This is a genomic window from Helicovermis profundi (assembly GCF_033097505.1).
Classification (GTDB): Bacteria; Bacillota; Clostridia; order Peptostreptococcales; family Acidaminobacteraceae; genus Helicovermis; species Helicovermis profundi.
Genome location: NZ_AP028654.1, coordinates 2281950 through 2295902 on the forward strand (window position 1 = coordinate 2281950; position 13953 = coordinate 2295902).

A 13953-nucleotide genomic window follows, 5' to 3' on the forward strand; every position below is an offset into this window, starting at 1 on the left:
TACCCCCACTTCTTAAAAAAGTGGGGGATAAAGAACTCTAAAAAGGCCCTGGATTATGTTTTCTAAGATTCAGTGGGAGTAAAAACTCCCTCTGAATCTTAGAAATTCATTTATAATACAAACTACAATTGTATCACAAGAACTAATTTTAAATCTACATATTAAAAATAGAAATGAACTTATGCTCATTTCTATTTTTTTCTTGAATATTTTCCGTACCCTTCTTTTACAACTCCATCAATAGATAATATTATTTTTTCTACTAATAAATCAATATCTAATAGTGAAACATTAACGTTTTTTTTCTTAAGGTACTTCATAATAGTAATAAGTCTTATTGAATAAGAATTTGGATTTTTAAAATATGGATGTTTTTCAATTAATTTTTTTACTTCTTCTTTATCAATATTATTTAACTCATTTTTATTAACTATATCAATTTTTTTTTCTACATGATCAATATATTCTTGTAATTTATTTGATGGGTCTTTATGTTCAACAAGTAAATTTTTAATTTCTGATATAATATGACCGGGATCAACTTCTTTATCTATCTCATTTTTCGCTTTCTGTTCGGGTACATCATCCGTATCGGATGTAGTCATTTCCATTTTAATGCTCCTTTCAAGTATATAATACAAACTAATATAATAATAATGATTTTACAAAAGATTGTCAATACTAACAACTTCATCTTTAATAAAAATCAATATTCCTTCACTTATATTATCTAAATATACTTTAAAATACTCTAAGTCTATTTGGTTTCTTGCTTCAAGTTCAAGCCTACTTTTTTCAAGAACTATTTCGCCAATTATTATTGATTCGTCCTTTTTTAAAGAAATTCTATAAATTACTTCTTTTTCGTCTTCAACAAAAACAATATTTTCATCAACTTCAAGTAAAATTTTAATTTCTTTTAAGTTCTTAAATGTATAAATTGATTGAAAAACATTATATATTTCATCATCAATCGTCATATCACCAATTACTTCATCTATAATATCATTAAATTTATAAATTAAAATTGAATTCTTCTTAATAAATTCTTCGATTCCAATATTATCAGAAATACTACAATAGTCATTATACTTTTCATATATTGCTTTTTTAAAAGTAGCTTTATATTCAGTCTCATAATATGAAATATCATCTGAAATATAACATTTTAGTCCTTTTATATATATTCTAGTTCTAAGAAAACTATTTTCTTTTATGCCATCATAATTTTCTAAAATATAGTCTTTATTAGTAAATACATCTTTTAATATTAAATTATTTGGCGTTATCAACATCTCAAAAAATGACACATAAGAATTGTTAATTAAGTCATACTCTAATTTGTTTTTCTCATATTTTCCAGCATTCTCTCTTTTAAATATTTCTATAATTTTCTCATTATTATACATAAAATCATGAATTAGCCACTCGTTAAAATTATTACCATTTTCTTTTTCGTCACTGTAATATGCTTCTTTTGCCTCTAAAATTATATTTTTTTTAGAAGTAACAAAATAAAGAATATCATTTTTTAAACTTACAAAATCTATCATACACACCTCAACTATTTCTATACTTGTATTTCCATTTTATTTATTATTGATTTTCCATTTCACCTCAGAATCAATAATACTATTTATTATAATTTTTTCATCAACTAAGTACGTTAAATGAGCTTTAATAACAGAAATATTCAAATAAAATTGTGGTAAATTTTCTCTTATTTCATAGTTATTTACAACACTTCTATGAATATCCTCAATCGATTTATAGTCAGTTAATAAACTAAATATATAATCATTTACTTCTTTTAAAGCTTTAATATTGTAATCAATAACAGGCTCTAAGTTTTCAATAACACCACCGTGAGAAAGAACATATTTTTCATGCTTCTCATCTTTTAAACAATTTAAAGTATTAACTGTATTTTTGTAATCAAATAAAAAAAGCAAATTATGCTTTTCTATAATATAATCAGGAAAAATACTATCACCTAAAAAACAAATATCGTCATCAGTTACAACTCCAATTAACTGCGGGGAATGTCCTTTTAAATCGATAATATCAAACTTTTTATTTTCTATTATAAGTTCTCCATATTCTACTACATGACTTACTTTAGAACTCTTAGCCATTAAAAATTTCTTTTGCAATTTCTTCTGAGGATATGCACCATATAAGTAGGCAGGCTCAAGAATTGAATTTTCTATCATAACTTTTTCAAGTGAAGATGCATAAACTGCTATATCATATTTTTCTAATAAATAGTAATTTCCCCCGCAATGGTCTGCGTGAGAATGTGTATTTATAATATATTTGATTTTCCAATTCTTCTCTTCAATAATCTTAATTGCTTTTTTTATAGTATCTTTATCTATCCCCGTATCAATAAGTAATACATTATTACTTTCAAATAAATATAGTCCGATTATTGAAGGGTTATCAAAATAAAAAGTATTTTCACCTATTCTGTGTAATTCCATTGTTTATACCTTCTTTTCAACTTTATTTTATCCGATGCCTTAGAGTACTAATACCCCCACTTCTTAAAAAAGTGGGGGATAAAGAACTCTAAAAAGGCCCTGGATTATGTTTTCTAAGATTCAGCGGGAGTAAAAACTCCCTCTGAATACAAGAAATTCATTTATGATTTTAAGTTTATCAGATTTTCTTTAAAACTTCAACAATAGTTATTTACTTTATTGCAGTAAAAATGCGATATAAGTATCACACTTATACCGCACTAATATTTAAGTAAATAATATTAAATTAATAATTTCCTTGAGCAAGCATTGCATCCGCAACCTTTCTAAATCCTGCAATATTAGCTCCTGCTACTAGATTATAACCAAAGCCATATTCTTTAGATGCTTTAGATGCATTCGTATGGATATTAATCATAATAGATTTCAGTTTTTTATCAACTTCCTCAGCAGTCCAAGAATACCTCATACTATTTTGGGACATTTCAAGTGCTGAAGTTGCAACACCACCAGCATTTGCCGCTTTTGCAGGAGCAAGTAAAATGCCTTTTTCAAGTAAATAATCTATAGCTTCATTAGTTGTAGGCATATTTGCACCCTCTCCCAAAGCTATACATCCATTTTCTACTAATTTCTTAGCTTTTTCGAGATCAATATCATTTTGTGTTGCACAAGGAAGAGCAACATCACATTTTTCATTCCAAATATTTCCCCAACCTTTAGTAAAGGTAGCAGTTGGATTCTCTTTTAAATATTCACTGATTCTTTTTCTTTCAACTTCTTTTAATCTTTTAATTGTATCTAAATCAATACCATTCTCATCCAAAATATAGCCACTTGAATCTGACATAGCAACAACTTTTGCTCCCATTTCTGTAGCTTTTTCGCATGCATAAATTGCTACATTACCAGAACCTGATATAAGAACTCTCTTTCCAACTAATGAAATATCATTATGTTTTAACATTTCTTCTACAAAATACATAAGACCATATCCAGTAGCTTGAGTCCTAATTAATGATCCACCATAAGTAAGCCCCTTACCAGTTAGAACACCATTTTCAAATACTTTTTTAACTCTTCTATATTGACCATAAAGATATCCAATCTCTCTTCCACCGACGCCAATATCACCAGCTGGTACGTCAACATCTGGGCCGATATGTCTTTGAAGCTCCATCATAAAACTTTGACAAAATCTCATAACTTCACCATTCGATTTACCCTTAGGATTAAAATCTGCTCCTCCCTTTCCTCCGCCTATAGGAAGTCCTGTAAGAGAATTTTTAAATATTTGCTCAAAACCTAAGAATTTTACAATTCCTATGTATACCGATGGATGAAATCTGATTCCACCTTTATAAGGTCCGATTGCTCCATTAAATTGTACTCTATAACCTCTGTTAACGATTAACTTGCCATCATCATTCACCCAAGGTACTCTAAACATAATTTGTCTTTCTGGTTCAGCAAGTCTATCAAGAATATTTGCTTTAACATACTCAGGATGCTTTTCAATTACAGGTTCAAGTGATTTAAAAACCTCCTCAATTGTCTGAAGAAATTCCTTTTCATATGGATTCCTTGCCTTAATTCTTTCAATTACACTTTCAATATAACTCATTTATATAACCCCCTTATATAATATACTTATATTTTAACAGAATTTTCAGAAAATTATATCGTTCTTTTTGATATTGATAATATTTGTTAATTACTATAATATAGATTTTTTATTAGTTTAAGCACACTAGCTATAAATGTGTTTATAACTGCTTTTTTGTTTATTATATATAATCTTTAATAAAAAAAAAACAATCATTTTGTAATATATTTACAAAATGATTGCTGTTTATTAACTAACTATCACCATTTATTATATTTTCTTTTGCATTTGAAAGCATAAGTTTGATTCTGTTTATTTGATTTACTTCGCTAGCTCCTGGGTCGTAATCAATTGCAGCAATATTTGCATCTACAAATTTTGATTTTAATAATTTTATTACACCTTTTCCAGTGACGTGATTGGGAAGACATCCAAATGGTTGAAGTATAACAACGTTACTAACTCCACTTTCTAAAAGCTCAATTATTTCAGCAGTTAAAAACCACCCCTCACCCGTTTGATGACCAAGCGATATAAGTTTTGATGCGCTTTTAGCAAGTTCAGCAATTTTCTTAGGTGGATTAAATCTTTTTGAATCTAGTAAGGATTTTTTCATATGTTTTCTATAAAATTCCAAATACTTAATAAACAAATCCCCACCTAATTTTTTGTAATATGAAGCAGCAAGAAGATTTCTTCTAATCGTCGTATTGTAACTGCTATAAAGCATAAAATCTGTTAAATCTGGCATTACAGCTTCAACGCCTTCACTTTCAAGAAAATTAACTATATCATTATTTGCATAAGGATGAAATTTAACTAAAATCTCTCCAACAATACCAACTTTAGATTTTACTAAATCTTCTCGTATAGCAATTTCATCAAACTCTTTTACTATGTTTTTTATATTCTTTATATAATCACGGTAGCGTGCTTTTTTCAAGGAATCAATACATATTTGATTCCATTTTTCATATAACTTATTTGCAGAACCAATTACAAGTTCATATGGCCTAACTCTATATAAAACTCTCATTAATAAATCTCCATAAATAAGAGCCATTGTAAGCCTTTTAATCATAGGAAGTGTAATTTTAAATCCAGAATTTTTTTCAAGCCCACCCATATTCAGCGAAATAACTGGAATATGGCCTAATTTAGAATCTTTAAGAGCTTTTCTAATAAAACCGATGTAATTAGTAGCTCTACAACCTCCACCCGTTTGAGAAATCATAATCGACACATTGTTTAAATCATATTTTCCAGATTTAATTGCATCTAAGAGCTGTCCAACAACAATTATAGATGGAAAACATGCATCATTATTTACTACTCTAAGCCCTTCATCAATCATTTCTTTACTTGTATGTTCAATAACTACAAAATTATATCCTGCTAAATTAAACCCTTCTTTAAGCAATCTAAAATGAATAGGTGACATTTGTGGACATAAAATAGTATGTCTCTTTTTCATTTCTTTTGTAAATTCAACTCTTTCATTTAAAACAGGAACATAAGGAACTATTTTTTCTTTAGCTTTATCTTTTTCATTAAATTCTTTTTCTTTCATAAGTGCAATAAGTGATCTAATACGTATTCTAGCAGCACCAAGACTATTGATTTCATCAATTTTTAAAGAAGTAAAAACTCTAGCATTTTTCTCTAAAATCTCCTTAACTTGATCAGTAGTAACTGCATCAAGACCACAACCAAATGAATTAAATTGCACCATCTCCAAATTTTTATTTTTAGCAACAAATGACGCACTATCATATAGTCTTGAATGATATGTCCATTGATCAACTACTCTAAGTGGTCTATCTGCTGTTGAAAGATGAGAGATAGAATCCTCACTAAGCACCGGAAGTCCAAAACCTGTAATCATACTTGGAATACCATGGTTAATCTCTGGATCAATATGATAAGGTCTACCTGCTAACACTATACCTTTTAAATTATTATCTTTAATATATTTTAATACCTCTTCACCTTTATTTCTTACATCATTTTTATAATTTTTTAATTCAGCATACGCTTTTGAAATAGCAATATTTATCTCATTTTTAGTATGTCCGTATTTAGAAAAATTTTGAAAAAATACTTTTTTCATTTGTTTTTCATTGTATAGTGGTAAAAAAGGATTAATAAATTCAATATCATCTTTATTTAATTTTTCTACATTTGCTTTTATACTTTCAGGATACGAAGTTACAATTGGACAGTTAAAATTATTGTCTGAACCTTTATTTTCATCAATTTCAAATGGAATTGATGGATAAAATATTCTTTTAACCCCTTTTTCTAATAAATCTTCAATATGACCATGCATAAGTTTTGCAGGATAACAAACGGAATCCGAAGGAATCGATTCTATACCTTTACTAAAAATTTGTCTAGAAGATCTACTGGATAATAGAACTGAATATCCAAGTTCGCTAAAAAGAGTATGCCAAAATGGATAGTTTTCATATATATTAAGACCTCTTGGTATTCCAATTACTCCATAGGGTGCCTCTTTTTTATCAAGAGATTTATACCCAAACACTCTTTTGCATTTATATTCATATAAATTGGGTAAATCTTTCTTTTTATTAAAATTTCCAAGTCCTCTTTCACATCGATTTCCTGATATAAATTTTCTATTATCATCAAAAACATTTATTGTAAGTAAGCATTTATTGCCACAAAGTTTACATCTTCCATGACTTGTTTTCACACTAAAATTTTCCAATTCTTCTAGAGAAAGTATAGAACTTTTTTCAGTTTTAATTCTATCGTCATGTGCAATAATAGCAGCACCAAAGGCTCCCATTGTACCTGCTATATCCGGTCTAATAACTTCTTTTCCTGTTATAAGTTCAAAAGATTTAAGAACAGCATCATTATAAAAAGTACCACCTTGAACAACAATATTATCGCCTAATTCATCAGAATTTTTTAGTCTTATAACTTTATAAAGAGCATTCTTAATAACAGAGTATGAAATTCCTGCTGCTATATCTCCAACCGTTGCTCCCTCTTTTTGAACTTGTTTAACTTTTGAATTCATAAAAACTGTACATCTTGAACCAAGATCCACTGGTTCTTTCGAATTCACACCTTCTTTAACAAATTCTGAAATTGAAATACCAAGCGATTTTGCAAAAGTTTCTATAAAAGATCCACAACCAGAAGAACAAGCCTCATTAAGCATAATTGATTCAACAAAACCATTTTTAATCTTCATACTTTTCATATCTTGACCACCAATATCGATAATAAAATCAACATTTGGCTGAAAATGTTCTGCACCCTTGTAATGAGCTATAGTTTCAATTTCTCCGATATCGACTTTTAAAGCAGATTTCAATAAATTTTCACCATAACCAGTTACACTTGACTTTGAAATTACAGTATCTTTATTCAATTTTTTATATAAATCTTTAAGCGCTTTAATCGCCGAATCAAGTGGACTACCAAGATTGTTATCATAATAACTATATAAAAGCTCTTTTTCTTCACCAATTAATACTACTTTAGTCGTTGTTGAACCAGCATCTATTCCTAAATATGCTTTTCCTTTATAAGATTCTAAATTTCCTCTTTTAACCTTATATTTACTTTGTCTTAAAAGAAAATTTTTATAGTCTTCCTCACTTTTAAACAAAGGTTCTAGCTTTCTTTCCGTCATAACAAAATCAGTGTCTAATAAAAGTAATTTATTTGTTAAATCACTTACCTTTACCGCTTTTAAGTCTTTTGAATATAGAGCAGCACCAAGTGCAACAAAATACTGGGCATTTTTTGGAAAAATAATTTCGTCTTCAGTAAGATTTAATGTTTCAATAAATTGTTTTCTAAGTTCACTTAAAAAGAATAAAGGACCACCTAAAAATGCAACATTACCTCTTATAGGTTTACCACTAGCAAGTCCACCAATTGTTTGATTAACAACAGCTTGAAAAACTGATAATGCTATATCCTCTTTAGGAGTACCCTCATTTAAAAGTGGCTGAACATCACTTTTTGCAAAAACACCGCATCTTGAAGCTATAGAATAAATAGTAGTTGCTTTTTTTGCAAGTTCATTTAATCCTGCACCGTCTGTATCAAGTAAAAGAGCCATCTGATCAATAAAAGCTCCTGTTCCACCTGCACACACTCCATTCATTCTTTGATCAAGTGTTGCACCAAAATAAGTTATTTTTGCATCTTCACCGCCAAGTTCAATTGCTACATCCGTTTTAGGAAAATACTCAGTAATTGCTTTTGAACTTGCAATAACTTCCTGAATAAATTCTATTGAAAGTCTATCAGAAAGCATCATTCCAGCTGATCCTGTTACCGATAATTTTGCATTATAGCCTTCAAATTTACCTATTATTTTATTAATTATTTCTTTACTAGCATTTTTAATATCAGAAAAATGCCTTTTATATTCTGAAAAAACTATTTCATCATTTTCAAGTACTACAACTTTTATTGTAGTTGAACCTACATCTATTCCTACATTAATAATTTTTTTCATATATATACCTCTTACCCATATAATATTCTCTCTATGCGCATGTACTAATTACATTCATAATAAAAATGTAATGTTAGTAATCCGCTACTTGTATATCATTTTATCATATATTCAAATTAATTTCCCGTAAAAATACTTCTTTATTATTAATAAATATTAACATTATATCTATTTTTTTTGCTTCACAAAGAGTCTAAAAACACAATGAGCTAATATCTATCACTGAAGTCAAAAACACTTTTATATAACTTTACTGTTATTATACAACCTATTTAAATAACTTTTTAAAATTTCCATTTCTGAAGCATCAAAACCTTTAAAAACCGATTCATCAATTCTTTTGGAAATTCTATTAAAAACATTAATAAGTGGTCTACCTTTTTCACTTATAAAAAGACCATAGTTTCTTTTGTCGCTTTCATCAATTTTTCTATCAATAACACCTTCTTTAATCAAAATTTTCACTGCCTTTGTTACACTTGCTTTACCTACTTTCAATAAATTTGCAAGTTCATTTTGATTTATTCCTTCATTTTCATATATTAAAATAAAATACTGAAATTGCCCATCTGAAAGATTATAATCTTTTAATTCTTTATTAATATATGATTTAACATTGTTTTCAAGTAACCTTATACTTTTACCAATAACAAATGGTTTCATATAAATTTCTCCTTAATTTTATAATAATCATTTCTAAAAAAACTACACTCTTTTATACACACCGAGCAACCATAATTTATAGTAAAAGGAACCGCACATTTTTTATAATCTATACAAACTTTATTAGTTTCATTTATAACTTTAGCATCTTTATAAATAGCATTTGATGGACATTTTGAAACACATCTACCACATTTCTCACAAAATGACTTTATCCAAAGGTGTTCATTCTTTTCACTAAAAGGTAAATTTTCAATATCTGTATAAATTGCCGCTATACGAAGACTAGGTCCAAACTTTGGAGTAATTAAAAGTCCATGTTTTCCTAAAGCACCAAGTCCTGCTTTTTCAGCAAGTAGTGGATATATCACGTCTCCGCCAAGAGCGGGTCCCGCTTGTGCATTAAAACCTCTTTCTCTTAAAAAGGACGAAAGCTTATTAACGACTTTTCCAAGTTCTAAATAAGTTCTAAATATTTCTTGTTTAGAATCAAGTGATGGTGCTTTTTCTATTGACTCTTTCTTCATTTCCATTGTAAAAACAAATGCATTTGCAAATAATATTTCTTTACCGGAAAAAATCATTGAGGGTTCAACTTTTGTAAAACCAATATCACTTATACCTATTTCATAAGCATATTTTTTAAATTCATTTAATGTTTTTTCATCAATAATAGTTTTGGCTTTTAAAGGATTATTTTTAAGAGTTTTATAGCTTTTTTTCACCTCAATAATAGTCTTAACCATTTTAGGCATTGTAACTATTAAATCATCCTTTTTCATTTTACCTTTCCCATAAGTAAGGACTATTTCAGGAACAATTAATCCTACAGGTGATTTTTTACTAGACTTAACAGTCACTGTATCTAGGTCAATATAATCTCTAAGTTTTGGTAAATTCTTTTTTATAATTTTTACACTTAACATACGTCCTCCTAAATTAGTTCACCAGTTTACTATTTCAGTATACATCCTATTAGTTTACCAGTCAACTAATAAAGAAAAATAATATAAAAATAAATTTTTATATTATTTTTTTTATTAATATTTATTAAAAATTACTTAAGAATTCTATCAATTTCTTTTATAAGACTTTCATCAATATTTTCATTATAATAAACTACTGGGGCTCTAAATATATTAAGTTTATTTCTATTTTCATCCATGGGTATTAATAGTTCATATTCTTCTTCAAAGTCATTCCAATCAACAAGGGTTGGTGTAGAAAACGAATTTTTCATACAATCTTTTTTGGAATCAAAATACTCTACTTGTTCAAAGAAGGAAAAATCTTTTTCAACAATTACTTTTGGGATATACGTTTTTATAGCTAGTTCTTTTAAACGTTCCTTAGATATTGAAGTTTTATGTGAATAAGCTAATGTATAACCATTTTTGATTCTTTTCTCTTTTATTTCTAGATTAAGTTCTCTTTTATAAGCTTTTCTACCTATTATAATCATATCTACTTCTCTATTTCTAAGCATTGCAAGTACCCCTGCTGCGCTCATTCCATTCACAATTTCTAGGTCAATTTTATTATCTATTAGCTTATTTATATATGGTAGCATTGTAGGGCAATAGCTTAATTTTAGTTTTTTCATAATATCATCTCCATATTTATTTATTACAAGGTTTAAGATTAAAATTTAAAACTAAATTTACTAGTTTGCTTTTTTCATAGTAGGCGGAGCAAGTAATTTACCGTTAAATGTTCCAACTAATGATTTAATAAAGGTAACAATCCAAAGATAAGATAGTAAAGCAGCTAAAACAATTGTATACACTAAAATAAAACTTACTTTTGTATATGCATATACGCTAAATGAAGATAAAGTGTATGCTGACATTGGAAATATGAAGGCCCACCAAGAAAGAGAATAAGGTATCTTACCTTCATTCATATACTTCACTGTAATAGCTAGAATAAGGAAAAATGCCCATATTCCAAATCCCCAAAATACTAAAGATAATAATTTAAGCGTACCAACTGAACTTATTAATCCAAGCATTTTAGATACATCAGCTATACCCATTAAACTAACTGTTCCAACGCCAATCGGTCCTAATATAATCCAAAATGTTGGTGCAACCATTGAAGGTGGCATTTTATTTACTATAAATCTTCTTATAATTACTGTTGTTAATATTACAAATAACATAAATCCAATTCCAAAGAAACTTATATCTATTAAGTTAATAAATTTAGCAAGAGAAATATTTGATTTAAAATATGATTTCACAAGTAAATTTCCAAGCAATGGTATAACAATACTAGCTACCGGTGTTATTAACCATGAAAAGTTTTTAACTTCAAATCCTATTTTTTCACTTATCATCATATTATACATAACGTAAACACCAAAGAAAAGTGAAGTAATTCCAGCAAAGCTCCATAAAACTAATCCTAAGTTAATAATAAAAGACATAGAAAAATATCCTTTTCCCATCATAAAAAAATTAGTTCCAAGAATTAATCCCCCAACTGGCATAGTTACAAAAAAATTCGACATAATTGGATGTTTTAAGTCTTTTATTAGACTATCAAAATGAAAGAACCATCTTAAAGTCCAAGGTATAATAAAAATTAAGAATAAGGCTATATTTAACCACCATAGACCAAGAGCAATAGGTTTTAAAAATTTAAAATTCATACTTAATAAATAAAATACATTTGCAAGTCCGCCTGTACCCATAACTGAGGCATACCATGCCGGCGAAAAATTTTTTACTATGTCACTAAAACTTATATTCTTTGTTTCCATTTTTTCATTCCTCCTGCACTAATAATAATTTTTACTACATTTCATCTTTATTGTTAATAAGCCATTCCATAGCTGGTGCAAATCCTGATATCGCAGAAGATGATTTCGAAAATTTTGCTATAGAATAAACTTCCATAATTTCAGCAGTAGTTGCTCCAAGTTTTTTAGCTTCTTTAACATTATTCATAATACAACCTTCAGAATCTAAAGCAATTCCTACAGCAAGTGCTATAAGCGCCTTTGTTTTAGCATCTAAATTTTCTCCAGAATAAGCATTTTTCTTAGCAATAACATGACCTTTTAAAATACTATCACTTAGCTCTGATAAGTCTTTAAGTGGCTTTGGAATAGCTCCCATTTCTTTTTCTATCATTTTTAAAATGTCTTTTGTTTCCATTTTTATTCCTCCAAATTTACAATATTAATATTTACACTGAACAAGAATTTTATCAATATCAATCAATTTCTTTTGATCTTCAAGTAAAATTTCATGTTCTTCTATATCATTTAATATATCTTTAATTATAGTTATTAAAATTTTGTTATCTAATTTTAGCGAGTAGAATATAAATTTTTCTCTTCTTTCAAAGGTAACTAAATTCATATCTCTTAATTTTGATAAATTTCTTGAAACTTTACTTTGAGGCAACTCTAAAATTTCACAAAGTTCACAAACACATAATTCTTTTTGCATAAGAATTACAATAATCCTCATCCTTGTTTCATCAGATAAAACTTTGAAAATATTAGTTAAATTAATCATATTCTTCTCCTAGCTTTTTTACTTTATTATTACATATATACAAGCTTTATTAAATGCTCTATTCATCATCATTTTCTAATAACCACTGCATAGCTGGTGCAAAACTAGAAATAGAACTTGATGCCTTTGAAAATTTTACCACATTATACATTTCTAATATTTCTTCAACTGTTGCTCCATATTTTTTTGCAAAAGTCAATCCGCCCATAATACATCCTGGTGAATCAAGTGCAATTCCAACTGATAAAGCAATTAATACCTGTGTTTTATTATCTAAATTAGTTCCACTATAGGCAATCTGTTTTTCCTCTAAATAATTTTTTAGCATATCCATATCAAGATTAGACATGTTTTCTAAAGGCTTTGGAACCATACCCATTTTTCTTTCTAAAATCGTCATAATTTTTTTCTTTTCTTTTTCCATTTTTTCCATCTCCTTAATATATATAACTATCAATATACATATCTGCATAAGTGAATATGTAATGCAAACTTATAGTACATCTATTGTTATTCTTTGTCAAGTAAATATTATACAAATTATAATAAATACTTTAATAAGTAAAAAAAAGTGATAATAATAATTACCACTTTTCTATTTTATCCGATGCCTTAGAGTTCTAATACCCCCACTTCTAAAAAAAGTGGGGGATAAAGAACTCTAAAAAGGCCCTGGATTATGTTTTCTAAGATTCAGTGGGAGTAAAAACTCCCTCTGAATCCAAGAAATTCATTTATAATTTAATTTTTCCGCTTTTAATTTGATTGATAAGTTCTTTCATTTTTTCTTCAATAAGGTTTCTAGTTTTTCTAAAATCTTCTATAGGCCCACCTGATGGGTCGTCTAATCCCCAATCTGCAGCATATTTATTTGGTACAAAAGGACAAACCACGTTACATCCCATTGTTATTAGTAAATCAAGTTCATTTGGAATTTCAGTTAATAATTTAGGTTTATAGTTAGTCATATCTACATCAATTTCTTTCATAACTTCTACTGCTAGAGGTTTTACCTCGTGATATTTTTCAGTTCCTGCGGAATAAGCTTCAAAAATATCAGACCCAAGTTTTTTTGCTATCCCTTCTGCCATTTGACTTCTACATGAATTATGAACACATACAAATGCTATTTTAAATTTCATAGTTTCCTCCATTAATATATTTTTT

Annotated in this window: 13 protein-coding genes; all 13 read right to left on the reverse strand. The window is 28.0% G+C overall.

Annotated features, from left to right (window positions below; all coding sequences use genetic code 11):
• Positions 1 to 191 precede the first annotated feature (191 nt).
• The 13 genes from AACH12_RS10245 to AACH12_RS10305 all read right to left on the reverse strand — a co-directional run bounded on the left by AACH12_RS10245 (position 192) and on the right by AACH12_RS10305 (position 13928).
• Positions 192 to 611 (reverse strand): hypothetical protein, encoded by a 420-nt coding sequence (locus AACH12_RS10245; protein ID WP_338535319.1) that lies wholly within the window; start codon positions 609 to 611, stop codon positions 192 to 194.
• A 51-nt stretch (positions 612 to 662) separates the two neighbouring features.
• Entirely contained in the window at positions 663 to 1553 is an 891-nt protein-coding gene (locus AACH12_RS10250) for a hypothetical protein (protein WP_338535320.1), read from the reverse strand.
• 36 nt (positions 1554 to 1589) lie between these two features.
• The gene (locus AACH12_RS10255; protein ID WP_338535321.1) at positions 1590 to 2483 is read right to left on the reverse strand and encodes an MBL fold metallo-hydrolase; all 894 of its coding nucleotides are present in this window, start codon (positions 2481 to 2483) and stop codon (positions 1590 to 1592) included.
• A gap of 286 nt (positions 2484 to 2769) precedes the next feature.
• A complete protein-coding gene (gene gdhA, locus AACH12_RS10260) occupies positions 2770 to 4107 on the reverse strand; it encodes an NADP-specific glutamate dehydrogenase (protein ID WP_338535322.1) in 1338 nt (445 codons plus the stop codon).
• Positions 4108 to 4342: 235 nt separating this feature from the next.
• Positions 4343 to 8596: a 2-hydroxyacyl-CoA dehydratase gene (locus AACH12_RS10265; RefSeq protein WP_338535323.1), complete on the reverse strand. Its 4254-nt coding sequence runs from the start codon at positions 8594 to 8596 to the stop codon at positions 4343 to 4345.
• Between the two features lie 240 nt (positions 8597 to 8836).
• Positions 8837 to 9259 carry a MarR family winged helix-turn-helix transcriptional regulator gene (locus tag AACH12_RS10270; protein ID WP_338535324.1) on the reverse strand — a complete coding sequence of 141 codons (423 nt, stop codon included), beginning with the start codon at positions 9257 to 9259 and terminating at the stop codon, positions 8837 to 8839.
• A complete protein-coding gene (locus tag AACH12_RS10275) occupies positions 9256 to 10185 on the reverse strand; it encodes a 4Fe-4S binding protein (RefSeq protein WP_338535325.1) in 930 nt (309 codons plus the stop codon). The genes AACH12_RS10270 and AACH12_RS10275 overlap by 4 nt, the downstream gene beginning before the upstream one ends.
• A 131-nt stretch (positions 10186 to 10316) precedes the next feature.
• Positions 10317 to 10862, reverse strand: coding sequence for a hypothetical protein (locus AACH12_RS10280; protein WP_338535326.1), 546 nt, complete (start codon positions 10860 to 10862; stop codon positions 10317 to 10319).
• A gap of 60 nt (positions 10863 to 10922) precedes the next feature.
• Entirely contained in the window at positions 10923 to 12023 is a 1101-nt protein-coding gene (locus AACH12_RS10285; RefSeq protein WP_338535327.1) for a TDT family transporter, read from the reverse strand.
• A gap of 34 nt (positions 12024 to 12057) precedes the next feature.
• Positions 12058 to 12420, reverse strand: coding sequence for a carboxymuconolactone decarboxylase family protein (locus AACH12_RS10290; RefSeq protein ID WP_338535328.1), 363 nt, complete (start codon positions 12418 to 12420; stop codon positions 12058 to 12060).
• 24 nt (positions 12421 to 12444) lie between these two features.
• Positions 12445 to 12786 carry an ArsR/SmtB family transcription factor gene (locus AACH12_RS10295; protein ID WP_338535329.1) on the reverse strand — a complete coding sequence of 114 codons (342 nt, stop codon included), beginning with the start codon at positions 12784 to 12786 and terminating at the stop codon, positions 12445 to 12447.
• Positions 12787 to 12844: 58 nt separating this feature from the next.
• Positions 12845 to 13210, reverse strand: a complete 366-nt coding sequence (locus AACH12_RS10300) for a carboxymuconolactone decarboxylase family protein (RefSeq protein ID WP_338535330.1) — start codon at positions 13208 to 13210, stop codon at positions 12845 to 12847.
• 310 nt (positions 13211 to 13520) lie between these two features.
• Entirely contained in the window at positions 13521 to 13928 is a 408-nt protein-coding gene (locus AACH12_RS10305; RefSeq protein ID WP_338535331.1) for an arsenate reductase ArsC, read from the reverse strand.
• Between the last annotated feature and the right edge of the window lie 25 nt (positions 13929 to 13953).

Excerpts from the sequence above, each read along its gene's own strand:
- AACH12_RS10280 (WP_338535326.1), bottom strand. The coding sequence starts at position 10,862 with ATGAAAAAACTAAAATTAAGCTATTGCCCTACAATGCTACCATATATA.
- AACH12_RS10270 (WP_338535324.1), bottom strand. The coding sequence starts at position 9,259 with ATGAAACCATTTGTTATTGGTAAAAGTATAAGGTTACTTGAAAACAAT.
- AACH12_RS10295 (WP_338535329.1), bottom strand. The coding sequence starts at position 12,786 with ATGATTAATTTAACTAATATTTTCAAAGTTTTATCTGATGAAACAAGG.
- AACH12_RS10275 (WP_338535325.1), bottom strand. The coding sequence starts at position 10,185 with ATGTTAAGTGTAAAAATTATAAAAAAGAATTTACCAAAACTTAGAGAT.
- AACH12_RS10285 (WP_338535327.1), bottom strand. The coding sequence starts at position 12,023 with ATGGAAACAAAGAATATAAGTTTTAGTGACATAGTAAAAAATTTTTCG.
- AACH12_RS10265 (WP_338535323.1), bottom strand. The coding sequence starts at position 8,596 with ATGAAAAAAATTATTAATGTAGGAATAGATGTAGGTTCAACTACAATA.
- AACH12_RS10305 (WP_338535331.1), bottom strand. The coding sequence starts at position 13,928 with ATGAAATTTAAAATAGCATTTGTATGTGTTCATAATTCATGTAGAAGT.
- AACH12_RS10250 (WP_338535320.1), bottom strand. The coding sequence starts at position 1,553 with ATGATAGATTTTGTAAGTTTAAAAAATGATATTCTTTATTTTGTTACT.
- AACH12_RS10290 (WP_338535328.1), bottom strand. The coding sequence starts at position 12,420 with ATGGAAACAAAAGACATTTTAAAAATGATAGAAAAAGAAATGGGAGCT.
- AACH12_RS10245 (WP_338535319.1), bottom strand. The coding sequence starts at position 611 with ATGGAAATGACTACATCCGATACGGATGATGTACCCGAACAGAAAGCG.
- AACH12_RS10300 (WP_338535330.1), bottom strand. The coding sequence starts at position 13,210 with ATGGAAAAAGAAAAGAAAAAAATTATGACGATTTTAGAAAGAAAAATG.
- AACH12_RS10255 (WP_338535321.1), bottom strand. The coding sequence starts at position 2,483 with ATGGAATTACACAGAATAGGTGAAAATACTTTTTATTTTGATAACCCT.
- gdhA (WP_338535322.1), bottom strand. The coding sequence starts at position 4,107 with ATGAGTTATATTGAAAGTGTAATTGAAAGAATTAAGGCAAGGAATCCA.